Source organism: Actinomadura sp. 9N215 (assembly GCF_044326345.1).
Taxonomy (GTDB): domain Bacteria; phylum Actinomycetota; class Actinomycetes; order Streptosporangiales; family Streptosporangiaceae; genus Spirillospora.
Window position 1 is genome coordinate 65,118 of record NZ_JBIRBA010000025.1, and the last position, 23,455, is coordinate 88,572.

A 23,455-nucleotide genomic window follows, 5' to 3' on the forward strand; every position below is an offset into this window, starting at 1 on the left:
GGGGAATTCGGCTCGGGCGGGGGCGCCCGGCGGGATGCTGGACGACAAAGGCGACACGCCGGGCGAGGGGGGCGTCCGGGAGGCGGGCGTGGTGTCAGCATGGTCCGCGTGAGCGAAGCGACCCCTGGACAGCGCGCGGCCCCCGGCACAGCGGGACGGGCCGCGCCGCGTCCACCCCGGGACGCGCAGCCCCAGCAAGAGCCCGACCCCCAGCCGCAGGCGCAGGCGGTGGCGGCCAGGCCGTTGTACGTGACAGGACTGGTCGCGGCGCTGTGGTGCATCGGGATCGGGCTCGCCGTGCTCACCACCATCACGCTGATCGGGTGGATCGCGGCCCCCAAGACGGCGTTCGGCGACGGCATGTCCGGCGTGTTCCGGACGGCCGTCAACTTCTGGCTCGTCTCCCACCACGCGGGCTTCACCTACGGGCAGGGACGGGTGGGGCTGCTGCCGCTCGGCGTCCTCATCCTGCCGGGGACGCTGCTGTACCGGGGCGGCGGCTGGATGATCCGAGCGGCCAAACTGCCAGCCCGCCCTTCAGCCCCCGCCCACCGGCATTCAACGGACGAGCTCCGCTCGAAGGACCGGTCTCGGACGGCCGTGGTGCGCGTCGCGGTCGCGCTGGCCGCGCCCTACGCCGGGCTGGCGATGCTGCTAGCGCTGGCGGCGTCGTCCCCGGAGGTCCGGCCTTCGGCGTGGCAGGCGCTCGTCGCGTGCTTCCTCGTCGCGGTGATCGCGGGCGGGCTCGGCGCGGCGCGGGCCGTCGTCGCGGCGCAGGTGGCGGCGGAGGCGAAGGGGCGGCGGGTCAGGTCCGGGCTCGGCGCGCTGCTGCGGCTGCTGCCGGACCGGCCGCGCTCGCTCGTGATCGGCGTCGCGGGTTCGCTCGCCGTGCTGCTCGCGTCGGGGGCGGTGCTCGTGGGCGTGTCGCTCGCCATGCACCTGGGGGACGCCGACCACCTGTACGACCTGCTCGCCCCGGGCGTCGTCGGCGGCGTCCTGCTGTTGCTGGTCGAGTTGGCGTTCCTGCCGAACGCGGTGATCTGGGGGATGTCGTACGCGGTCGGCCCCGGCTTCTCGGTCGGGGCCGGGACGAGCGTGTCGCCGACCGGCGTGGTCCTCGATCTCGTCCCGGCGTTCCCGCCGCTCGCGGCGCTGCCCCAGCCGGGTCCGGCGCCCGCGCTGTCGCTGATCGCGCTGGCCGCGCCGTTCCTCGCGGGCGCGGTCGGGGGCGTCCTGACGATCCGGTCGATGCCCACCCGGGTGTCGGAGGGGGCGCCGCTGTGGGGGTTCCTGTCCGGCGCGCTGACGGGCGCCGTGGCGGCGCTGCTGACCGCGCTGTCCGGCGGACCGCTCGGCGACGGGCGGATGGCGACCGTGGGGCCGTCCGCGTGGCAGGTCGGGCTGCTCGCCGCCCTTGAGGTCGGCATCTCCGCGGCGATCGCGGCCTGGGTGGCGAACTGGATGGTCCTGCGCCGTCCAGCCCGCGCGGCGACCAAGGCGAGGATGTCAAAGTCCCGGTCGAAGCCGGAGAAGAAGACGAAGCAGGCCAAGAAGAAGGCGGCCGGCAAGGAGACCGTCCGGAAGCGGGCGCGTGAGGTCGCGACGCCGATGCCGCTGTCAGCGCCCGTCCCCGGCGACTACGAGGCGAGGATTCCCGAGCCGCGGGCCGCTGCCGCCGCGGCCAGGCCCAGGCCGCCCTATGCGCCGGATCCGCTGCAGTTCGAGGAGGCGGAGCCCGTCCTCGCACCGCGCCGTCGCGTCCGCCGGACGCCGGACCCGCTGCCCGACCTGGCCGAAGAGCGTCCCGAACCCGAACCGGAGCGCGCACCGGAGCGCCCGCCGGAGCCGGAATCGAAGCGCGCACCGGAACCGGAATCGAAGCGCGCACCGGAACCGGAACCGGCGCCCGAACTCGCGGCCGGGCAGGGGTCGGAACCGGCGCCCGCGTCGGCCTCGCCGCGGGATCGCACGGTCGTCCTCGAAGGCCACCTCGTCGACGACCCGGAACCCGAGCCGTCCCCGTCCGCTCCCATGCCGCCTCCGCCCGAGGACCCCGAGCGCACCGAGAACAGGGGCGGCGCCATCTACGTGCTCCGCGAAGAGCCCGGCCAGGACGACTGACCGCGGCGGCTCATCGCTAGAGCAGGCCCCCGTACTTGTCCATGCTGCCGGCGGGTAGGCCGAGCTTGTCCTCGATCTTGGGGTAATACTCGTCCTGGCAGGACTGCTTGTCCGCGGTGGTGTTGGACCCGCTGAGGCAGTTCTGGTAGCCGCTCAGCTCCGTCCACAGGTACGCCGTGAGCGACACCGACAGCATCGAGAACACCAGGCCGACCGAACCGAGGACGATGCCCGGGACGGCGCCGGGCGCGGCCCCCTGCGCGCGGCGCGCGTTCCGGCGGGCGCGGATGCCCACGACGAGTGCGGCGACGCCGAGGACCAGGCCGAGCGGGTAGAAGAAGAACGCGGTCAGCAGCGCGATGGCGCCGAGCCACAGGGCCCGCCAGCCGGTCCGCTGCGTCCGCGCGGGCCCCGCGGGCGGCATCGGCCCGGTCGGCGGCAGCTGGTCCGTCGGCGGATGGGGCGGTGCCTGGCCGGTCGGCGGCAGCTGGTCTGTCGGCGGTGTCGGTCCCGCGGGCGGCTCTCCCGCCGGCCGCCCGCCGGGGCGGTCTTCGGGCTGGGCCGGAGGGCCCGGCTGCTCGCTCACGTCCTTTTCCTCCTGGGCAGTGATGTGGGTCCCCGTGATCCGTCTTCTGGGGGCGTCGAGCCGGCCCGATAGGCTTCATGGCGGCCCGTCCTGCGAACCTCCGCCGATCCTCGTCGTCGTCCACCAGCATCGTCCACCAGGGAGTCATGGTGTCCGCCCGGCTCGTCGTCCTCGTCTCCGGCGCGGGGACCAACCTACAAGCGCTGCTCGACGCGTGCGCGGATCCAGCCTACGGGGCGAAAGTCGTGGCCGTGGGCGCGGACCGTCCCGATATCGAGGGAACTGCCCGCGCCGAACGCTCCGGTGTGCCCGCTTTTACCGTATGTGTCCCAGATTTCCCGTCTCGGGAGGACTGGGACGCGGCGCTGACCGACGCCGTGGCGCGGCACGAGCCCGACCTCGTCGTGTCCGCCGGGTTCATGAAGATCCTCGGGCCGCGGTTCCTGGCGCGGTTCGGCGGCCGGACGGTCAACACCCACCCCGCGCTGCTGCCGTCCTTCCCCGGCGCCCACGCCGTACGGGACGCCCTGGCGTACGGCGTGAAGGTGACGGGCTGTACGGTTCACTTCGTCGACGAAGGAGTGGACACCGGGCCCGTCATCGCCCAGGACACCGTCCCCGTGCGCTGGCACGACGACGAGGACTCCCTGCACGAGCGGATCAAGCAGGTGGAGCGCCGGCTCCTGGTCGACGTCGTCGGACGCCTCGCCCGCGACGGCTGGACGGCGCACGGCAGGCGCGTCTCGTTGAAGTGCAGGACCTGCGGCGACGCAGGTGAGGCGAGTGAAGCAGGCGACAGAGGTTCGTCCGATCAAGAGGGGAGCTCGGCCGGTGAGTCGGGTGGCGATTAAGCGCGCACTGATCAGCGTGTACGACAAGACCGGGCTGGAGGAACTGGCCCGGGGCCTGCACGAGGCGGGCGTGGAGATCGTCTCGACCGGGTCCACGGCGGGACGGATCGCGTCCGCCGGCGTCCCGGTGATGAAGGTGGAGAAGCTCACCGGATTCCCCGAGTGCCTGGACGGACGCGTCAAGACCCTGCACCCGAAGGTGCACGCGGGCCTGCTCGCCGACCGCCGCAAGGAGGACCACCTCCAGCAGCTGGACGACCTCGCCGTCGAGCCGTTCGACCTGCTCGTGGCGAACCTGTACCCGTTCGCGGAGACCGTCGCGTCGGGCGCGTCACCGGACGAGTGCGTCGAGCAGATCGACATCGGCGGCCCGACGATGGTGCGCGCCGCCGCGAAGAACCACGCCAGCGTCTCCGTCGTCGTCGACCCGTCCTCCTACGGGACGGTCTTGGACGCCGTCCACTCCGGCGGGTTCACGCTTGAGGAGCGCCGCCGCCTCGCCGCGCAGGCTTTCGCGCACACCGCGTCCTACGACGTGGCCGTCGCGTCGTGGTTCGCGAGCGCGTACGCGCCCGACGAGACCGCCGCCGAGACGCGGTGGCCCGACTTCCTCGGCGCCACCTGGGAGCGGTCGAACACCCTGCGCTACGGCGAGAACCCGCATCAGCGCGCCGCGCTGTACCGCTCGCCGGGCGCGTCCGGGCTGGCCGGGGCCGAGCAGCTGTACGGCAAGGAGATGTCCTACAACAACTATGTGGACACCGACGCCGCCCGCCGCGCCGCCCACGACTTCACCGAGCCCTGCGTGGCGATCATCAAGCACGCCAACCCGTGCGGCATCGCGGTGGGCGCCGACATCGCGGAGGCGCACCGCAAGGCGCACGCCTGCGACCCCGTGTCCGCGTACGGCGGCGTGATCGCGGCGAATCGTCCGGTCACCGCCGACATGGCGCGGCAGGTCACCGAGAGCTTCGCCGAGGTGCTGGTCGCGCCGTCCTTCGAGGACGAGGCCGTGACGGTCCTCACCGGCCGGTTCAAGAACATCCGGCTGCTGGTCTGCCCGGACGCCCCGGCGGACGCCGTCGCGGACGCCACGGAGTACCGGCGCATCGACGGCGGCGTCCTCCTCCAGAGCGTCGACCGGGTGGACGCCCCGGGCGACGACCCGTCCACCTGGGAGTTGAAGACCGGCCCGGCCGTGGACGAGGCCACGCTCGCCGACCTGGCGTTCGCGTGGCGGGCGATCCGCTCGGTCAAGTCGAACGCGATCCTGCTGGCCGCCGGCGGCGCCACGGTCGGCGTCGGCATGGGCCAGGTCAACCGGGTCGACTCCGCCAAGCTCGCCGTCGCGCGGGCCGGCGCCGACCGGGCCGCGTCCGCGGTCGGCGCGTCCGACGCGTTCTTCCCGTTCCCGGACGGCCTTGAGGTGCTGACCGCGGCGGGCGTCCGCGCGATCGTCGAGCCCGGCGGCTCCGTCAAGGACGACCTGGTAATCGCCGCCGCCGAAAAGGCCGGCATCAGCCTCTATTTCACAGGCGTCAGGCACTTCTTCCACTGACGCCGGCAAGAATCCGGTATGGCGGATGAACCCTGGCGGACGAACCCGGTGTGGCAGACGACACGGCCACACCGGGTTTACCTTGGGATTCTTTACTTTTCGCGGCGGGTAGCCTCGGCCTGGCCGCGCCCCATGACCGTTCCTGACCCACCCCCGGCGCGGGCGAATCCGTGTGGAGGCGCGATGGATGTGCTGGTGTCCCTCATGCTGGTGGCGGTGTACCGGACGGACACGCTGCTGATGGAGTCGCGACAGGTGATCGGCCTGGCCGCGGCCTTCCTCGCCGCGATGCTCGCCGCCCAGCTCGGCTGGCACGGCACCGACCGCATCCTCGCCTGGCGCCAGCGCTCCGAAGAGGACTGACCCCGTCCTTGGCCCGCTGCCGCGGAGGCTCAGCGGAGCCTGGCCCGCAGCGCCTCCGCGGCCGCGGGCCAGTCGTCGTCCGTCATCGCGTAGGCGGCGGTGTCGCGGATCGATCCGTCCTCGCGGATCCGGTGCTTGCGGTGGACGCCCTCGAACGACGCGCCGAGCCGCTCGATCGCCGCGCGCGACCGCGCGTTCCGGACGTGGGTGTGCCAGCCCACCCGGATCGCCCCGAGATCGTCGAAGGCGCGTCCCATCAGCAGCAGCTTCGCCTCGGTGTTGAGCCCCGACCGCTGCCACCGCGACCCCAGCCACGTGTACCCGATGCACAACCCCCGGTGGGACGGGACGATCTCGTAGTACGACGTCGTCCCGGCGACCTCCCCGGTCGCGGCGTCGATCTGCGCCCACGGCAGCCGGAATCCTCGCTCGTGCTGCGCGAGGGCTTTGCCTACCTGTGTGCGCATCTCCTCGACGGTCGCGGGCTGCCGCTCGCTCATCCACGTCCAGACCGCCGGGTCCTTGGACGCCGCGAACAGGCCCTCGGCGTGCTCCGCCGTCAGGGGCTCCAGCCGCACGTATCGCCCGGTCAGGACGGGCCGCTCGAACCATGCGTGACTCATGCCGATCACGCTAGAAGCAGGTCGGCGGCGTCCGGCAGGGCCACTTTCCGCCGATTTCCGCGAACCACTCCGCCGCCGTCCCATGAACGTTTCGCCGCCCGCACGCCGGATAGCATGGGCGTTCACGCGACTGGCGCGGTCAAGGTGGATCACCACCGGGGAGCGAACGACAGTCCGGACACCGCGCGCCTGGGTGGACGGCGCCCCATTCCCCGCGGAGGAACGCATGACGGCACAGATTCTGGACGGCAAGGCCACGGCCGCCGAGATCCGCTCGAACCTCAAGGTCCGCGTCGAGGCGCTGCGCGACCGCGGGGTGTCCGTCGGTCTCGGCACGGTCCTCGTCGGCGACGACCCCGGCAGCCATTCGTACGTCAACATGAAGCATCGCGACTGCGCCGAGGTCGGCATCGAGAGCATCCGCCGCGACCTGCCCGCCACCGCCGCGCAGGACGACGTCGAACGCGCCGTCGCCGAGCTGAACGCCGACCCGGCCTGTACCGGCTACATCGTCCAGCTCCCGCTCCCGAAGGGCCTGGACGAGCAGCGCGTGCTGGAGCGCATCGACCCGTCCAAGGACGCCGACGGCCTGCACCCCACGAACCTCGGACGGCTCGTCCTCATGCAGCCGGGCCCGCTCCCGTGCACGCCGAAGGGCGTCATCGAGCTGCTCCGCCGGTTCGAGGTCCCGATCAAGGGCGCGGACGTCACCGTCGTCGGCCGCGGCATCACCGTCGGACGCTCGCTCGGCCTCCTCCTCACCCGCCGCACGGAGAACGCGACCGTCACCCTCTGCCACACCGCGACCCGCGACCTCGCGGCGCACACCCGCCGCGCCGACATCGTGGTGGCCGCCGCCGGGGTCCCCGGGCTGATCACCGCCGACATGGTCAAGCCCGGCGCGGCCGTCCTGGACGTCGGCGTGTCCCGCGTGGACGGCAAACTCGCCGGAGACGTCGCCGCCGATGTCCGCGACGTCGCGGGCTGGGTCGCGCCGAACCCGGGCGGCGTCGGCCCGATGACCCGCGCGATGCTCCTGGCCAACGTCGTCGAAGCCGCCGAGCACCAGCCCGCCTGACATCCGCGCGTGGCCTGCCTAGAGCGCGCGGGGCCCGGTTCGGTGGACGTGCGAAGGCCGCCACCAGCACCCCGGTGGCGGCCTTCGCCGATGCTCCGCCGGGTGGGGCCGCGCCGTCACGTGCGCGGCCCCACCCGGACCGGTTCAGCGATCGCCCTCAGAGTTCGCGCTGCCTGGAGGGCGACCGCAGGTTCATTTCAGCTCGCCCTCCGTCCCGCCGCGCTGGGTGCGCGGCCGGGTCCGTTGACGTGGGCGTGGCCCGCGCCCGGCCGGCGGGTCTCGGTCGTGCCCCTGACCCCGGGGACCCGCCCGTCCATGGGAGGGCGGCCCTGCGGGACGTGCACCGGCGGCAGCGGCCGGACGAGGCCCATCGCGATGACCTCGTTGGCGAGCCGTGTGCGCCGGTTGGCGCCCTCGGGGATCCGGAACTTCTGGTAGAGACGCAGCAGGTGCTGCTTGACGGCCGCCTCCGTCACCACCAGCTCCCCGGCGATGTCGCGCGCCGTGGCCGGGGCCACGAACGCCTCGTCGGAAAGGGCGGGACGGCAGAGCGAGGTCAAAACGTCGACCTCGCGGCGGGTGAGCTCGGGTGCGACGGCCCGGCGCAGCTCGACGTCCGGGTCGACCTCCTCACGGGGGATGCCCCCCATCCGGCAGCGCGCCGTGCCGAAGCTCACGACGTCGCCGTCCTCCAGGACACGGCGGGCGATCGGCCGGCCGTTGACGCGTGTCCCGTTGCGGGACAGGCCCATGTCCACCACGTAGACGTACGGACCGCGTCGGACGATCTCAGCGTGCAAACGGGACACACTCGGGTCGTCGAGGCGGATGTCGACTCCTCTCCCTCTCCCGACCGTCGTAACGTCGGGGCGCAGCGGCACCACCAGCCCGCTGTCCTCGATCCGCATGAACGGCCCCTCCACGGCAGTCCTCCCAGCTAGTTAGCGACCCCTGTCTGCCGGGTTACCCGGGCGCGTCACCGTCACACCCTCCTACTGGCGAGTAGGACCGACGGCGCAGGGGATTCGGGCCCCTCCGGCATCTCCCGCGTCCCACCCGTCCCAGCTCCGGCCGCGCGGCCGGGCCGCACCGCACCGCGCCGGACCTGCGTGGCCGGACGATGTCGTGCCGCGATCCGATTCCCTATACCGTGAAGTCCATGAGCACCGAGGTGCGTCGGCGGAGGCGCAGGGCGCCGCGTCGCCGCGCGGCCGCGCCGCACTGGCTCGCCCAGCTCCCGTATCTGATCGTGCTCAGCGGCGTGGGCGCCGGGCTCACGCTGTGCGCCTTCAACTACTTCCGCAAGGGCTCCGGGCTGATGGCCGGGGCGCTGCTCCTCGGGGCCCTCGCACGGCTCCTGCTGCCGGAGTCGCAGCTCGGGCCGCTCGCCGTCCGCAGCAGGTCCATCGACTGCTGGACGCTCGTGATCCTCGGCGAGATGGTCGCGTTCGTGTCGCTGAGCGTCCCGCCGATGAACAAGCCGGGCCTCGCCCTCGCGGGAGCCTTCGGCGTGCTGATCCTGCTCGCGATGGTGGCGCGCGGCGCCCGGCTCCTCGTCACCGGCCGCCGGGACGGCCCACCGCCCTCGCCCGACGCCCCGGGCCCGCCTGGCGCCCAGGGCCCGTCCGGTGCCCCGGGCCCGTCCGGCGCTCCGGGCCTGTCAGGTGCGCCAGGCCCGGGTGGCGCGTCGAGGCCGCCACGCGCGCCGAACCCGCCGAACCCGCCGGAAGCGCGGCCGGGCCCGCCTGGCCCGCCTGGCCCAGGCCAGGTCTAGACCTCGGTATCGCCTCGGCTAGCCTTGCCAGTTGAGCCTTACAAGGTCTGAAGTCTTTTACAGCTGGCCAGGTGTAGGAAAGGGACAGCAACAGCATGCCCAAGATCAAAGTAGCGGGCCCGGTCGTCGAGCTCGACGGCGACGAAATGACGCGGATCATCTGGAAATTCATCAAGGACCAGCTGATCCTGCCTTACCTCGACGTCGACCTGAAGTACTACGACCTGGGAATCGAGCACCGCGACGCCACGGACGACCAGGTCACCGTCGACGCCGCCAAGGCCATCCAGGAGCACGGCGTCGGCGTGAAGTGCGCGACCATCACCCCCGACGAGGCGCGCGTCGAGGAGTTCGGCCTGAAGAAGATGTGGCGCTCCCCGAACGGCACGATCCGCAACATCCTGGGCGGCGTGATCTTCCGTGAGCCGATCGTCACGTCCAACATCCCCCGGCTGGTCCCCGGCTGGACGAAGCCGATCATCATCGGCCGCCACGCCCACGGCGACCAGTACAAGGCCACCGACTTCGTCGTTCCCGGCCCGGGCAAGGTGACGATCACCTACACCCCCGACGACGGCTCGCAGCCGATGGAGTTCGAGGTCGCCGACTTCCGCGGCGGCGGCGTCGCGATGGGCATGTACAACTTCGACGACTCGATCCGCGACTTCGCCCGGACGAGCATGCGGTACGCGCTCACCCGCGAGATGCCGCTGTACATGTCGACGAAGAACACGATCCTCAAGGCCTACGACGGCCGGTTCAAGGACCTCTTCCAGGAGATCTACGAGGCCGAGTTCAAGGCGGAGTTCGAGTCGAAGGGCCTCAGCTACGAGCACCGGCTCATCGACGACATGGTCGCCGCGGCGCTGAAGTGGGAGGGCGGGTTCGTCTGGGCGACCAAGAACTACGACGGCGACGTCCAGTCCGACACGCTCGCCCAGGGGTACGGCTCGCTCGGGCTCATGACGTCCGTCCTGATGACCCCGGACGGCAAGACCGTCGAGGCGGAGGCCGCGCACGGCACGGTCACCCGGCACTACCGGCAGCACCAGCAGGGCAAGCCGACGTCGACCAACCCGATCGCGTCCATCTTCGCCTGGACCCGCGGCCTCGAACACCGCGGCAAGCTCGACTCCCAGCCCGAGGTCATCGACTTCGCCCAGAAACTGGAGAAGGTCTGCGTCGAAACCGTCGAGGCCGGCCAGATGACCAAGGACCTCGCGCTCCTCGTCGGTGACTCGACGCCGTACTTGACGACGCAAGGATTCCTGGAGGCTCTGGACACCAACCTGCAGAAGAAGATCAACGGCTGAACCGGCTTCGGAGGCCGCGCCGGATTCGTCCGGGGCGGCCTCCGGTGTGTTCGGGGGCGGGCGCCATGCCGGGTGGTGCACCTGCCGGGTCGCGGGCGGGGTGCGCGCGATAGCCTGAACCCCGGAATATCTCGATGGCGAGAGAACCCGCGCGGCGGCGGGCTGGCGGGCTCAGGACACAGCAGGAGAGAGAAGAAGAAGGCATGACGCGCACCCCAGTCACCGTTACCGTCACCGGCGCCGCGGGCCAGATCGGCTACGCGCTGCTGTTCCGCATCGCGTCCGGGCAGCTCCTCGGCGCGGACGTACCCGTACGCCTTCGGCTGCTGGAGATTCCGCAGGCGGTGAAGGCCGCCGAGGGCACCGCGATGGAGCTGGACGACTGCGCGTTCCCGCTGCTGTCCGGCACCGACATCTTCGACGACCCGGCCGCGGCTTTCCAGGGCGCGAACGTCGCGCTGCTCGTCGGCGCCCGTCCCCGGACGAAGGGCATGGAGCGCGGCGACCTGCTGGAGGCCAACGGCGGCATCTTCAAGCCGCAGGGCGAGGCGATCAACGCGGGCGCGGCGGACGACGTCAAGGTCCTGGTGGTCGGCAACCCGGCCAACACCAACGCGCTCATCGCGCAGCGGCACGCGCCGGACGTCCCCGCCGACCGCTTCACGGCGATGACGCGCCTCGACCACAACCGCGCGCTGGCGCAGCTGTCGAAGAAAGCGGGCGTGTCGGTCGCCGACATCCGCAGGATGACGATCTGGGGCAACCACTCGGCGACGCAGTACCCGGACGTCTTCCACGCCGAGATCGCGGGCAAGAACGCGGCCGAGACGGTCAACGACCAGGGCTGGCTGGAGAACGACTTCATCCCGACCGTCGCCAAGCGCGGCGCGGCGATCATCGAGGCGCGCGGCGCGTCCTCGGCGGCCTCCGCCGCGTCGGCCGCGGTCGACCACGTCCACACCTGGGTGAACGGCACCGCCGACGGCGACTGGACGTCCATGGCCGTCGTGTCGGACGGCTCGTATGGCGTGCCCGAGGGCCTGATCTCGTCCTTCCCGGTGACCACGAAGGACGGGACGTGGGAGATCGTCCAGGGCCTGGAGATCGACGACTTCTCCCGCGCCCGCATCGACGCGTCCGTAGCGGAGCTGTCGGAGGAGCGCGAGGCCGTCCGGAAGCTCGGCCTCATCTGATCGGCCGCGACGACGTCGAGCCCCGGACCCCACCGGTCCGGGGCTCGTTCGTTCGCCGGGAGTCGAGGCGACCGTCGGCATGCCGGGCTCCGTCCGGCCGTCCGCCGCAAAGGGGCGGCGGCGGAATGGCGAATGGCGGCTCTCAGATCGTGCGGACGGCGCGGGCCGGAAGTGAGATTCGGTCTGGCCGGGACCCGTACCTCACCGTGTGTGCGGGGTCGTCGCCGAAAGTGGGTGTCCTCCGCTTCGGCACGGCGCGTACGTACTCCGGCGGATCGATCGTGAACTGGAACCGGCCCTCGGCCGTCGGGCAGGAGCCGGACTTCCCTCACTCGAACTGGTTTTTGACCCGGCGGCGGTCTCGGCGGCTCCGCCGCGGGAAGCGAGCCGGAAGAACGGGCCCCACTCGGTGATCGGTGAAGAACCGAAACTGTCGGCGACACCGCGGGCGAATACGGTTTCGGACGCGTCGGAGGGGCCGGGATATTTCGCTTGCCGTTTTCGCGGTCGCGGGCACGCTCGCCGCCGCCGATCCCGTCGTGCTCGCCGGGCGGCCGCGCCGGGCGTCCGCACACGCTGCGCGAAAGCGCCGGCGCGCTCGCACCGAAAGCATTCGATCCGCGTCGAGCACGGCCGGCTGACAGGCGGCCGGGTTCGACGTTCAATTCGACGGAGCCGTACGCGCCAGAGCACAACCCAAGCGCGTGCGCGGCCGCCCGCGTCGGTTGGAAATCGTCCAAGTTCCGGCTGAAGTCGCGTGATCACCATGCGCATGACCGACTACGGTCCCATGGGTCAACTCGGCGCCAGGTTGATCGGAAATACTCCGCAAATGATCTGAGATCGTCGGTATCGGTCGCTAGGGTGTGTTGTCCCGGAAGATGATCAGCCAGGAAAGACGGTCGAGGGGTGCGTGCGGTGGCGGAACAGGCATTTCAGGTCGACCTGCGCGGCGTGGTGGATCTGCTGAGCCGGCATCTCTACGCGAGCCCGCGGGTGTATCTGCGCGAGCTGCTGCAGAACGCGGTGGACGCGATCACGGCGCGCGGCGCGGGCGGACGGGTCGAGATCGAGACGAGCGGCGGGACGCTGCGCGTCCACGACGACGGCATCGGGCTCACCGCCGACGAGGTCCACACGCTGCTGGCCACGATCGGGCAGTCGTCCAAGCGGGACGAGCTGGGCTTCGCCCGGCACGACTTCCTCGGCCAGTTCGGCATCGGGCTGCTGTCGGCGTTTCTCGTCGCGGACGAGATCGAGGTCGTGACCCGCTCCGCGAACGGCGGCGACGCCGTCCGCTGGACGGGCCTGTCCGGAGGCAGCTACCGGGTCGGGCCCGCCGAGCGCGACGAGCCCGGCACGACGGTCGCGCTGCGGGCGCGTCCGGGGTCGGCGGAGCTGCTCAGCCCTGAGGTCGTCGCCGACCTCGCCCGCACGTACGGGTCGCTGCTCCCCGTCGAGCTGACCGTGGACGGCGTGCCGGTCACCGGCGACGGCCCGCCCTGGAAGGTCGCCCACCCCGACCCGGCGTCCCGCAGGCGGGCGCTGGAGCGGTACTGCGAAGACCTGTACGGGTTCACGCCGTTCGACGTCGTCGACTTGGACGTGGCCGAGGCCGGGCTGACGGGCGTCGCGTTCGTGCTGCCGCAGCCGGTCTCGCCCGCCGCGCGCGCCGCGCACCGCGTCTACCTGAAGCGGATGCTGCTGGCCGAGAACGTCGAGGCCCTCCTCCCCGAGTGGGCGTTCTTCGCCCGCTGCGTCGTCGACGCGGGCGAGCTGCGCCCGACGGCGAGCCGCGAGGCGCTCTACGAGGACGAGCTGCTCGACTCGGCGCGGCAGGGTCTGGGTGAGGTCCTGCGGCAGTGGCTGGTGCGGCTGTCGGAGACCGACCCGGGGCGGCTGCGCGCGTTCCTGCGGCTGCATCAGCTCGGCGTGAAGGCGATGGCGCTGCACGACGACGACATGCTCCGGATCGTGGACCGGTGGCTGGAGTACGAGACGTCCGCCGGGCCGATGACGCTGCACGAGTTCCGTCGCCGGCACCCCGACGGCCGGTTCACCGCGAGCGTCGACGAGTTCCGGCGGCTGTCGGCGGTGGCGGGCGCGCAGGGCGTCGGCCTCGTCAACGGCGGCTACGTGCACGACATCGAGATCATCGAGCGGCTGCCCGCCCTGGACCCCGACATCCGGCTGACCAGGCTGGACCCGGCGGAGCTGACGACCGCGTTCGGCGTCCTCGACCCGGCGGCGGAGCTGCGGCTGCGGCCGTTCCTCGTGGCGGCGCAGCGGGCGGTGGAGCGGCTCGGCTGCGAGGTCGTGGTCCGCGAGTTCGATCCGGCGTCGCTGCCCGCGCTGTATCTGACCAGCCGCGACGCGCAGTTCCGCGAGGAGCTGGCGCGGGCGCGGGAGGAGGCGGACGAGCTGTGGTCCGGCGTCCTCGGCGCGGTCAACGCGACGACCGGCGTCGAACGTCCGCAGCTGGTGCTCAACCACCGCAACCCGCTGACCCGGCGAGTCACCTCCCTCGGCGACGACGGCCCTGTCTCCGGTGGGGGGACGACCCCCCACGCCCCCCGGAACGGCCTTGTGGAACTGGCCGTCCAGGCGCTGTACGGGCAGGCGCTGCTGCTCGGCCACCATCCGCTGCGGCCCGCCGACACGGCGGTGCTGAACCGTTCTTTCATCGGCCTGCTGGAATGGGCCGTCCACTCCCCGGAGGCCCCTAGTGAGCACTGATGACGTCTACGCGCTGATGGCGCGGTCGCAGGAGCTGCCCTACGGCGAGGCCAGGACCGTCCTGATCGAGGACGCGCTGCGCCGTGCGGAGGCGGCCGGCGACGATGTGCTGGCGTTCCATGTCCGGGTCCGGCTGACGGACGCGTACCGGTACGGCGGCGAGCCCGTGAAGGCGTTCGCGACGTTCAGCCGGACGCTGGCCGAGCACGACCGCGACCCCGGCCGGTTCGACGAGACGCACGGCCTGCTGTGGCAGATGAAGGCGATCGTCAGCTCGCTCACCCTGTTCCCGGAGATCCCGCTGGACCGGGCCTACAGCGTGCTGGACGACATGGAGCGCCGCTACAAGGCGGGCGGCCACAGCCTCCAGGCGGTGTACCACTACCGGAACGTCGTGGCGCGGCACGTCGGCGACGGGTCGGCGGACGAGTGGTACACGAAATGGCGCGCCGCCGAACGGGACGAGCTGTCGGACTGCGAGGGCTGCGACCCGACCGGCATGGCCCGCCATCTCGTGGAGACCGGACGCCACGAGGAGGCGTTCGAGATCGCCGCGCCCGTGCTGAGCGCGACGCTGACGTGCAACGAGCAGCCGCAGTCGATCCAGTCCGCGATGCTGCCGGTGTACCTGCGGACGGGCCGCGTCGAGCAGGCCGCCGACGCGCACCGCCGCGCGTACCGGGTGCACCGGGCCCGGCTCGCCGACCTGAGCGACATCGCCGAGCACCTGGAGTTCTGCGCGATCACGGGCAACGAGGCGCGCGGGCTGGAGATCGTCCAGCGGCATCTGGGGTGGCTCGACCGGGCGCCGAGCAGCCACGCGGAGATGGAGTTCTGCGCGGCGGCGGCGCTCGTCCTGGGGCGGGTCACGGCGGCCGGGCACGGCGGCGCGCTGATCCGGCGTCCCGCGGCGGACGGCCGCCCGGCGGCGGACGTCCCGCTGGACGACCTGCGCACCGAGCTGGCGGAGCGCGCGACGGAGCTGGCGGGCCGGTTCGACGCCCGCAACGAGACGTCCCACCAGGGCGACAAGGTGCGCGCCGTCATGGAGGCTGAGCCGGTCGTCGACTTCGTGCCGCTGGCCCCGCACCACCGCTACCCGGCCACACCGCCGTCACCGGCGGCGGCGCCGCGGCCCGTCCCGGACGACGACGACCTGAGCACCGAGAACGACCTCGACACGCTCCTGGACATCGCCGACAGGCGCCGCACCCGCCGCGACATGCCCCGCACGCTGGCCGCGTGGCGGCGGTTCGACGTCGTCGCCGAGACGACGGAGCCGACCCCGCTGCAGCGGGCCCGCCGCCTGGACGGCAAGGGCGTCGAGCACGCCGTCGAGGACGAGCGCGAGGCCGCCGCCGAGTGCTGGGCGGAGACGCACCGGCTGTTCGGCGAGCTGGGCGACGAGACGCGCCGGCACCGGGCGCTCGGCCGCCTCGGCGCGATGCACGCCCGGATGGACGACCCGCGCGGCCTGGACGAGATGGCCGCCGCCGCCGACCATTTCACCGCCCATCCGACCGGCGAGGGCGACGCGACCGGGTCGCTGCTGCGGCTCGCCACCGCGTACGTGGAGTTCGACCGTCCCGCCGACGCGCTGGCCACCCTGGACCGGGTCGACCCCGGCGACGATCCCGACAGCGCGGGCGAGCTGTGGTTCCTGCGCGGGCAGGCGCTGCTGATGTCCGCCGACGCCGACGGGGCGGTCGCGGCGCTGCGCCGGTCCGCGGAGGCCGCGCGCGCGTCCGGCGACCCGGAGGACGTCGCCGCGCCCGCGCTGCTCCTCGCCCGGACGCTCGCCAGGCAGGAGAGCGGCCCGGACGACGAGGTGATCGCCCTGATCGACGAGGGGCTCGGCGCGCTGTCCGGCCCGTCGCCGATGCGGGCGGCGGCGCATTCCGAACGCGGGCTCGCGCTCCTCGCGCTGGACCGTCCGGCCGACGCGGTCGCCGACCTCGCCGAGGCCATCGCGTGCTGGACGGCGGAGGGCCTGCAGGAGCAGGCGATCCACCTGCGCGTCGACCTCGCCGCCGCGTACCTGTCGACGGGCCGTCACCTGGAGGCCGCCGAGACGGCCGAGGAGGCGCTGCCGTCGCTCACCGCCCCGGACGGCCGTGCGAACGACGGACGGGACGCGGAGCGCCGCTGCCGGCTGATCCTCGCGCACGCGCAGAAGGAGATGGGCGAGGAGGACGCGGCCGCGTCGTTCACGTCCCTCGCCCAGGACGCCGCGAACGACGGGCGGCACGACGCCGTCGCGCACTTCCTCAACGAGGCCGCCGACGTCCTGACGAACCTCGACATGGACGGCCAGGCCGCCGATCGGTACGCCGAGGCCGCCGAGGCGTACGAGAAGGCCGGCGACCCGTACGGGGTCGTCCGCACCCGCCGCCGCCGCGCGATGTGCCTGCTGTGGACCGGCGACGCCGACCATGCCGTCACGGTCGCCGACACGGCCCGCGCGGCGCTCGCGGGGCTGCCGCCGGACAACGAGCCGGCCCGCGTCTGGGAGACCGCGCTCGTCTCCTACGACCAGGCCCGCATCCTGGCCCAGGTGGGGCGGCTGCCCGAGGCGGCCGCGCACGCGTCCGCCGCCGTGGACGGCTTCACGACCCTGGACGAGCCCGGCCCCGCCGAGGACGCCGCCAGGCTCCGCGACGACCTCAACTCGGCGATGGAGGAGTGACGCGCCCGGCCCCACCGGACGGGACCGCGTCGAGGAACTCCGGCGCGGCCCAGCCGCGCTTGGCATACGCGGCGATGATCGCGTCCCTGACCCGGTCGGCCCTTCCGGCGGGAGCCAGGACGATCACGGAGCCGCCGAAGCCGCCGCCGACCATCCGTCCACCGCGCGCGCCCGCCCGCACCGCCGCGTCGACGGCCGCGTCCGCCTCGGGCCAGGAGACCTCGAACTGGTCGCGCAGTGACAGGTGCGACGCGTTCAGCATCGCGCCGAGCTCGGCGACGGCTCCGGCGCGCAGCAGCCCGGCCGTGGCCTCGACCCGGTGGTTCTCGGTGACGACATGCTGGACGCGGCGCCGCAGCACGGGATCGCTCAGCGTCCCGAGCGCGCCCGCGAGATCTTTGACATCACGGAGCGCGCTGACGCCGAGCAGCCCCGCGGCCTCCTCGCACTCGGCGCGCCGCCGGCCGTACTCACCGCCGGTCAGCGCGTGCGAGGCCCGCGTGTCGACGACCAGCAGCGTCAGCCCGGCCGCCGCCGGGTCGAACGGGACCTGCCCCGACAGGCCGCTACGGCAGTCGAGCATCAGCGCACGCCCTGCCTTGCACAGCAGCGACGCCGACTGGTCCATCAGCCCGCACGGCACGCCGACCTGCTCGTTCTCGGCCCGCTGCGCCAGCAGCGCCAGCGCGGGACGGTCGATCTCCACGCCATGCAGGTCGCAGAGCGCCAGCGCCGTCGCGCACTCCAGCGCGGCCGACGAGGACAGCCCCGCGCCCTGCGGCAGATCGGAGTCGATCAGCAGCGACGCGCCGCCCACCCCGTGCTCCCGCAGCACCCGCGCGACACCGACCGGATACGCCGCCCACGCCCGCTCGGACGCCCATCCCTCGGACACCACGGTCCCGCCGTCGACGGGCGCGACCACAGTCCCACCGGCCTGGTGCGACCGGACTTCGATCACGCCGTCGTCCCGCCGGGCCGCGGCCACCGAAACGCCGAGCGGCAACGCGAAGGGCAGCACGAGACCGTCGTTGTAGTCGGTGTGCTCGCCGATCAGGTTGACCCGTCCCGGCGCGTGCCAGACGCCCTCCGCGTCCCGCCCGTACGCCGCCGCGAAATCGGCTTGCGGCCGGTCGGCCTGGACGATCCGGTCGGTCCCGTACTGAGGGCTCACCACTGAGGGCTCACCGCGACCGCAGGAACGTCCACGCGTCGTCGACCATGGTGCGCAGGTCGCGCTCCGGCTTCCAGCCCAGCTCCGTCTGGATCTTGTCGGACGAGGCGACCAGCACCGCCGGGTCGCCCGGACGGCGCGGCGCGACCTCCACCGGGATCTCCCGCCCGGTGACCTCGCGGCACATGTCCACGACCTCCTTGACGGAGCTGCCCGTGCCGCTGCCCAGGTTGAAGATCCGGTGGGTGCCGGGGGCGCAGGCGTCCAGCGCGAGCAGATGGGCGCGGCCGAGGTCGGTCACGTGGACGTAGTCGCGGACGCAGGTGCCGTCCGGCGTCGGGTAGTCGTCGCCGAACATCTTCACCGCCTCGCCGTCCCCCTGCGCGATCTTCAGCACGTTCGGGATCAGGTGCGTCTCCACGGCGTGCCGCTCGCCGAGCCGCCCGTACGCGCCCGCCACGTTGAAGTACCGCAGCGACACCCCGCCGATGCCGTGCAGCCGCGCGTACTCGGCCAGCGCCGTGTCGATCGCCAGCTTGGACGCCCCGTACGGGTTCGTCGGACGGGTCGGGTCGGTCTCCAGGATCGGCGTCGACTCCGGCTCCCCGTAGACCGCGGCCGTCGAGGAGAACACGATCCGCGGGACGCCCGCCACGCGCATCGCGTCCAGCAGCGCCAGCGACTCGCCGAGGTTCTTCTCCCAGTACAGGCCGGGCTTCTCCACCGACTCGCCCACGAGGGACTTGGCGGCGAAGTGCAGGACGGCCTCGAACCCGGCGCCGGCCAGCAGATCCGCGGCCGTGTCCCGCAGCGTGCCGCGCACGAGGCGGGCGCCTTCCGGGACGGTGTCCTCGTGCCCGGTGGACACGTCGTCCAGCACGACGACCTCGTGCCCCGCCTCCAGGAGCAGGGCGGAGACGACGCTGCCGACGTAGCCTGCGCCTCCGGTGACGAGCAGCTTCACGAACGGACCTCCATGCGAAAGACAATGTGGCGTCGGGGTCAGTCCAGGCTATCCGCAACCCCGAACGGGGAAGGCTGAACCCATGGACCGGACGCCGTCACGGCCGCCGTGGGGGCTCGCGCGGCCGCTGGTGTGGCTGCTGTCGAGCTCGACCAACCTCGTCGTGCGGCTGTCGGGCGGCGACCCCGCCGCGCTCCGCGAGGAGCTGACGGCGGAGCGGATGCGGGCGCTGGTGGCCGAGAACACGCAGCTCACCGCCGACGAGCGGACGCTGATCGGGGAGGTGTTCGCGGCGGGGGAGCGGCCGCTGCGGGAGGTCCTCGTCCCGCGCACCGAGGTGGTGTTCCTGGACGCCGCGCTCCCGCTGACCGCCGCCGCGCGCCTGGCCGCCGGGAGCCCGCACTCGCGGTTCCCCGTCTGCCGCGAGTCCCACGACGAGGTGATCGGGTTCGTCCACATCCGCGACCTGCTCGCCCCCGACCCGCCGGAGCAGGACCCTCTGGACCAGGACCCTCTGGAGCAGGACCGGGCGGTCCCAGGCGGGGAGACGGCTCCCCTGAACCGCTCGGTGGGCGAGCTGGTGCGGCCCGTGAAGTTCCTGCCGTCGTCGAAACGGGTCCTGCCGGCGCTGTCGGAGATGCGCCGCGAGGGCTGCCACCTGGCGATCGTCATGGACGAGTACGGCGGCGTCGCCGGGATCGTCACGATGGAGGACCTTTTGGAGGAGCTCATCGGGGACATCCGCGACGAATATGATGTCCAGGACGCGCAGGCGCGGCGGCTGCACGGCGGCGTGGTCGAGGTCGACGGCCTGCTGAACCTCGACGACTTCGCCGCCGAGACCGGCATCAAGCTCCCCGCCGGGCCCTACGAGACGGTCGCCGGCCACATCATGGCGGTGCTGCGCCGCGTGCCCGCCGAGGGCGACTCGGTGGACGCCGGCGGCCACCGTCTCGCGGTGGCCGGGATGGACGGCCGCCGGGTGGCCCGCGTGCGCGTCACGCCGCGGGCGACGCCGCAGGCCGTCACGGCGACGCTCGCCACCCCGTCCGCAACCCCGCGGGCGGGCGCCGGCGACACCGCCGACGGCCCCGCCACGGCCCCCGCCGCCGGTCCCGCGACCAGCGGCGCCACCCGCGGTGGAGCCTTAGGCGATACCTGAGAGAATCGGTCCGTGCACATGCCCGAAGCGTCCAGCCCAGCAGCAGCGCCCGAGACGAGCGGGGCCGTCAGGCCCCGCGTGCTGTCCGGCATCCAGCCCACCGCCGACTCGTTCCACCTCGGCAATTACCTGGGCGCATTGCGGCAGTGGGTCGCGATGCAGGACACGCATGACGCCTTCTACTGCGTGGTCGACCTGCACGCGATCACCGTCGAGCACGACCCGGCGGTGCTGCGCCGCCGGACGAAGGTCGCCGTCGCGCAGCTCCTCGCGATGGGCCTCGACCCGGAGCGCGCCACCGTGTTCGTGCAGAGCCAGGTCCCCGAGCACGCCGAGCTGGCGTGGGTGCTGGGCTGCATCACCGGATTCGGTGAGGCCGGGCGCATGACCCAGTTCAAGGACAAGTCGTCCAAGCAGGGGGCGGGCGGCACCACCGTCGGGCTGTTCACGTACCCGATCTTGCAGGCCGCCGACATCCTGCTCTACACGCCGGAGCCAGGCGAGGGGGAGCGGGCGCTGCGCGTGCCGGTCGGCGAGGACCAGCGGCAGCATCTGGAGCTGACCCGCGTCCTCGCGCAGCGGTTCAACCACCGGTTCGGCGAGACGTTCGTCCCGCCCGAGGCGCACATCCCGCAGGGTGCCGCGAAGATCACCGATCTCCAGGAGCCGGACGCGAAGATGAGCAAGTCGGCGTCCTCCCCGCAGGGGATCATCGATGTGCTGGAGGAGCCGGGCCCGATGCGCAAGAAGATCATGCGCGCGGTCACCGACACCGGCACGGACGTCGTGTACGACGAGGAGAAGAAGGCCGGCGTCACCAACCTGCTGCGGATCTACTCGGCGCTGGACGGCGCGTCCGTCCCCGACCTGGAGCGCCGCTACGCGGGCTCCGGCTACGGGCAGTTCAAGAAGGACCTCGCGCAACTCGTCGTCGACACGTTCACGCCGATCAGGGAACGCACGCAGAAGCTGCTGGACGACGAGGAGCAGCTCGACCGTGTCCTCGCGCAGGGCGCCGAACGCGCGTCCGGGGTCGCCGCGCGGACGATGGAGACCGTCCGCGACCGGGTGGGATTCGTGGGACGTGGTCGCTGACCGCCCACCCCACGACGCCGCCGCGGAGGGCCCCGGGGAGGCGCCCTCCGCACGCGGCGGCGGTCCGGACCGGGCCGCCGGGGTCCGCGCGATCGGCGTCGCCATCCCGATCCCCGACCCGCACGGCGCGCTGCTGCAGGCCAAGCGCGCCTCGTTCGGCGACCCGCTCGCCACCGCGATCCCGACGCACATCACGCTGCTCCCGCCGACCGAGGTGGCCGAGTCCGCGCTCGGCGCCGTCGAGGAGCACCTGCGGGAGATCGCCCGAACCGAGCGGCCGTTCCAGATCAAGCTGCGCGGCAGCGGAACGTTCCGGCCGGTGTCCCCGGTCGTGTTCGTCGCGCTCGCCGAAGGAATCGGCGGCTGCGAACGCGTCCAGGCGAGGGTTCTGTCGGGGCCGCTCGCCCGGCCGCTGCCGTTCCCCTACCACCCGCACGTCACCATCGCCCACCACCTGCCCGACGACGTCATGGACAAGGCGTTCAAGGAGCTCGCCGGCTACAGCGCCGACTTCGACGTGTGGGGCTTCTCCCTCTACGAGCACGGCCTGGACGGCGTCTGGCGCCCCCAACGCGACTTCGTCTTCACCGGAGGCGGCGATTAAACGCAGCGTTTAACACCCGATTACCGTCCGCCGCATCGACTGACCGCCGCTGGGTAGGTTCCGTGCATGCGGCAGGTGATCAACAGGGTGCAGCGGAGAAGCGAGGCCCTGTTCGGCCGCGGCAAGGACCTGCTGCGCGACGCCCGCCGCCGCCAGCCGTGGCTCGACCACCACGCGCGCGCGTTCCAGCGGTACCGGGAGCGGCGCGGCGACCGGCTCGCCGCCGCGCTGACCTGCTACGGCTTCCTGTCGTTCTTCCCGCTGCTGGCGCTGGCGTACTCGCTGCTCGGCTACGTCGTCGGCGTCAGCGCCGAGGCGCGCGACTACTTCGTCCGGGCCGTGAACTCGCTGCTGCCCGGCCTGTCCGACCAGCTCAGGGTCGAGGAGATCGCGCAGTCCAAGACGACCGTCGGGATCATCGGCCTGGTCGCGCTGCTGGTCACCGGGCAGGGCTGGGTGCAGGTCCTGCGCGAGTCGCTGCGCGCCATGTGGGGCAACGAGCCGGGCGGCGGCGGGAACTTCGCCGTCAAGCGGCTGTGGGACGTGGCCGTCCTGGCGTTCCTCGGCGTGGTCCTGATCTGCGGGATGGCGGTGTCGACGGTCACGACGTCGGCGACGCACACCGTCCTCGGCTGGTTCGGGCTGGAGGACGTCACCGGCGCCGGCACCGGGCTGCGGCTGCTGTCGCTCGCCTGCGCGACCGCGTTCAACACCGTGATCTTCCTGGTGCTGTTCACCCGGCTGTCGGGCACCCGGGCGCCCTGGCGGCGGATCATCCGCGGCGCGCTGTTCGGGGCCGTGGGCTTCGAGCTGCTCAAGCAGACCGCGACGCTGCTCATCGCGCGGACGACGGAGAACCCGGTCTACGGCGCGTTCGCCGTCCTGGTCGGGCTGATGGTGTGGATCAACATCGTGTCCCGCTTCACGCTGTTCGTCGCCGCGTGGACGGCCACCCGCCGCGTCGTCCTCACCGCCGACGCCGACAACCCGGAGAAGGCGGAACCACCCGCGTCCGACGAGCTCGACGAATCCGGCAAGCCTGACGAGTCCGGCAAGCCTGCCGCCAAGCCCGCGAGGCCGAGCGCTCAGGACCAGAAGGCGTCGTCGGCGTACTGATCCTCCGCGAGCGTGCGGATCTCGGTGATCTTCCCGTCCTCGATGCGGAACAGGTCCACGGCGCGGCCGTCGAGCACCCGTCCAGGACTGCCCGGACGTTCGGCGTACGTCTGGACGAGCGCCGCGCCGTACTCCTCGTTCGCCATCACCGCGTACGGCTCGGCGCGGAACGTCCCGCCGGACAGCTCGAACAGCCGGACGTAGAAGCCGAGGACCTCCTCCGGCGTCCGGTACTCGCCGCACAGCGGCCCGCGTCCCGGCACGGCGTGCACGACGTTCTCGGCGAGCAGCCCGCGGATGGACGCCATGTCGCCCTTCGCGAAGGCCGTGTAGCCGTCTTTCAGCAGCGTCACGTTCGGATGCTCGCCCGCGCCCGCGCCGTCGCCGAACGCGGACGCACCGAACGCGGACGCACCCGCGGTGGCCGCACCGGCCGCGGAGACGTGCATGTCGGACAT

20 protein-coding genes and 1 riboswitch are annotated in these 23,455 nt (G+C 72.7%); of the genes, 14 read left to right on the plus strand and 6 right to left on the minus strand.

Going from position 1 to position 23,455, the window contains the following annotated elements; all coding sequences use genetic code 11:
- Positions 1 to 108 precede the first annotated feature (108 nt).
- Positions 109 to 2,121 (plus strand): DUF6350 family protein, encoded by a 2,013-nt coding sequence (locus tag ACH34T_RS33300; protein WP_396024920.1) that lies wholly within the window; start codon positions 109 to 111, stop codon positions 2,119 to 2,121.
- A 16-nt stretch (positions 2,122 to 2,137) separates the two neighbouring features.
- On the opposite strand, the gene ACH34T_RS33305 is transcribed toward ACH34T_RS33300, so the two are convergent.
- Positions 2,138 to 2,707, minus strand: a complete 570-nt coding sequence (locus ACH34T_RS33305) for a hypothetical protein (RefSeq protein ID WP_396024921.1) — start codon at positions 2,705 to 2,707, stop codon at positions 2,138 to 2,140.
- Between the two features lie 146 nt (positions 2,708 to 2,853).
- Here ACH34T_RS33305 and purN point away from each other — a divergent pair, with 146 nt between their 5' ends.
- The 3 genes from purN to ACH34T_RS33320 all read left to right on the plus strand — a co-directional run bounded on the left by purN (position 2,854) and on the right by ACH34T_RS33320 (position 5,479).
- Positions 2,854 to 3,558 carry a phosphoribosylglycinamide formyltransferase gene (gene purN, locus ACH34T_RS33310; RefSeq protein WP_396024998.1) on the plus strand — a complete coding sequence of 235 codons (705 nt, stop codon included), beginning with the start codon at positions 2,854 to 2,856 and terminating at the stop codon, positions 3,556 to 3,558.
- A complete protein-coding gene (purH, locus tag ACH34T_RS33315; protein ID WP_396024922.1) occupies positions 3,539 to 5,116 on the plus strand; it encodes a bifunctional phosphoribosylaminoimidazolecarboxamide formyltransferase/IMP cyclohydrolase in 1,578 nt (525 codons plus the stop codon). The genes purN and purH overlap by 20 nt, the downstream gene beginning before the upstream one ends.
- Positions 5,117 to 5,299: 183 nt before the next feature.
- A complete protein-coding gene (locus ACH34T_RS33320) occupies positions 5,300 to 5,479 on the plus strand; it encodes a hypothetical protein (RefSeq protein ID WP_396024923.1) in 180 nt (59 codons plus the stop codon).
- Positions 5,480 to 5,508: 29 nt separating this feature from the next.
- Here ACH34T_RS33320 and ACH34T_RS33325 read toward each other — a convergent pair whose 3' ends face one another.
- Complete coding sequence (locus ACH34T_RS33325; RefSeq protein WP_396024924.1) at positions 5,509 to 6,102, minus strand: GNAT family N-acetyltransferase; 594 nt, start codon at positions 6,100 to 6,102, stop codon at positions 5,509 to 5,511.
- A gap of 116 nt (positions 6,103 to 6,218) precedes the next feature.
- Positions 6,219 to 6,304, plus strand: a riboswitch (ZMP/ZTP riboswitch).
- Positions 6,305 to 6,328: 24 nt separating this feature from the next.
- On the opposite strand from ACH34T_RS33325, the gene ACH34T_RS33330 reads away from it, so the two are divergent.
- Positions 6,329 to 7,180, plus strand: coding sequence for a bifunctional methylenetetrahydrofolate dehydrogenase/methenyltetrahydrofolate cyclohydrolase (locus ACH34T_RS33330; protein ID WP_396024925.1), 852 nt, complete (start codon positions 6,329 to 6,331; stop codon positions 7,178 to 7,180).
- A 197-nt stretch (positions 7,181 to 7,377) separates the two neighbouring features.
- On the opposite strand, the gene ACH34T_RS33335 is transcribed toward ACH34T_RS33330, so the two are convergent.
- Complete coding sequence (locus ACH34T_RS33335) at positions 7,378 to 8,088, minus strand: FHA domain-containing protein (protein WP_396024926.1); 711 nt, start codon at positions 8,086 to 8,088, stop codon at positions 7,378 to 7,380.
- A 251-nt stretch (positions 8,089 to 8,339) separates the two neighbouring features.
- Between ACH34T_RS33335 and ACH34T_RS33340 the strand changes: the two genes are divergently transcribed.
- The 5 genes from ACH34T_RS33340 to ACH34T_RS33360 all read left to right on the plus strand — a co-directional run bounded on the left by ACH34T_RS33340 (position 8,340) and on the right by ACH34T_RS33360 (position 16,882).
- On the plus strand, positions 8,340 to 8,954 hold the full coding sequence (locus tag ACH34T_RS33340) for a DUF3017 domain-containing protein (protein ID WP_396024927.1): 615 nt from the start codon (positions 8,340 to 8,342) through the stop codon (positions 8,952 to 8,954).
- A gap of 95 nt (positions 8,955 to 9,049) precedes the next feature.
- A complete protein-coding gene (locus tag ACH34T_RS33345; RefSeq protein WP_396024928.1) occupies positions 9,050 to 10,267 on the plus strand; it encodes an NADP-dependent isocitrate dehydrogenase in 1,218 nt (405 codons plus the stop codon).
- Positions 10,268 to 10,470: 203 nt separating this feature from the next.
- A complete protein-coding gene (locus tag ACH34T_RS33350; protein WP_396024929.1) occupies positions 10,471 to 11,460 on the plus strand; it encodes a malate dehydrogenase in 990 nt (329 codons plus the stop codon).
- A gap of 918 nt (positions 11,461 to 12,378) precedes the next feature.
- Positions 12,379 to 14,196 carry an HSP90 family protein gene (locus ACH34T_RS33355; protein ID WP_396024930.1) on the plus strand — a complete coding sequence of 606 codons (1,818 nt, stop codon included), beginning with the start codon at positions 12,379 to 12,381 and terminating at the stop codon, positions 14,194 to 14,196.
- Complete coding sequence (locus ACH34T_RS33360; RefSeq protein WP_396024931.1) at positions 14,186 to 16,882, plus strand: hypothetical protein; 2,697 nt, start codon at positions 14,186 to 14,188, stop codon at positions 16,880 to 16,882. Before ACH34T_RS33355 ends, ACH34T_RS33360 begins: the two co-directional genes overlap by 11 nt.
- Here the strand turns inward: ACH34T_RS33360 and galK are convergent.
- Both galK and galE read right to left on the minus strand, forming a co-directional pair.
- Positions 16,860 to 18,056, minus strand: a complete 1,197-nt coding sequence (gene galK, locus ACH34T_RS33365; protein ID WP_396024932.1) for a galactokinase — start codon at positions 18,054 to 18,056, stop codon at positions 16,860 to 16,862. The two genes, ACH34T_RS33360 and galK, sit on opposite strands and share 23 nt — an antisense overlap.
- Before the next feature lie 10 nt (positions 18,057 to 18,066).
- Positions 18,067 to 19,020 carry a UDP-glucose 4-epimerase GalE gene (gene galE / locus ACH34T_RS33370; protein ID WP_396024933.1) on the minus strand — a complete coding sequence of 318 codons (954 nt, stop codon included), beginning with the start codon at positions 19,018 to 19,020 and terminating at the stop codon, positions 18,067 to 18,069.
- Between the two features lie 82 nt (positions 19,021 to 19,102).
- Between galE and ACH34T_RS33375 the strand changes: the two genes are divergently transcribed.
- The 4 genes from ACH34T_RS33375 to ACH34T_RS33390 all read left to right on the plus strand — a co-directional run bounded on the left by ACH34T_RS33375 (position 19,103) and on the right by ACH34T_RS33390 (position 22,997).
- Complete coding sequence (locus ACH34T_RS33375) at positions 19,103 to 20,182, plus strand: hemolysin family protein (RefSeq protein WP_396024934.1); 1,080 nt, start codon at positions 19,103 to 19,105, stop codon at positions 20,180 to 20,182.
- An 18-nt stretch (positions 20,183 to 20,200) separates the two neighbouring features.
- A complete protein-coding gene (trpS, locus tag ACH34T_RS33380) occupies positions 20,201 to 21,277 on the plus strand; it encodes a tryptophan--tRNA ligase (protein ID WP_396024999.1) in 1,077 nt (358 codons plus the stop codon).
- A complete protein-coding gene (locus ACH34T_RS33385) occupies positions 21,267 to 21,881 on the plus strand; it encodes a 2'-5' RNA ligase family protein (protein ID WP_396024935.1) in 615 nt (204 codons plus the stop codon). Before trpS ends, ACH34T_RS33385 begins: the two co-directional genes overlap by 11 nt.
- Positions 21,882 to 21,947: 66 nt before the next feature.
- The gene (locus ACH34T_RS33390; RefSeq protein WP_396024936.1) at positions 21,948 to 22,997 is read left to right on the plus strand and encodes a YihY/virulence factor BrkB family protein; all 1,050 of its coding nucleotides are present in this window, start codon (positions 21,948 to 21,950) and stop codon (positions 22,995 to 22,997) included.
- Here ACH34T_RS33390 and ACH34T_RS33395 read toward each other — a convergent pair.
- Entirely contained in the window at positions 22,967 to 23,455 is a 489-nt protein-coding gene (locus tag ACH34T_RS33395; protein WP_396024937.1) for a nuclear transport factor 2 family protein, read from the minus strand. The genes ACH34T_RS33390 and ACH34T_RS33395 overlap by 31 nt on opposite strands.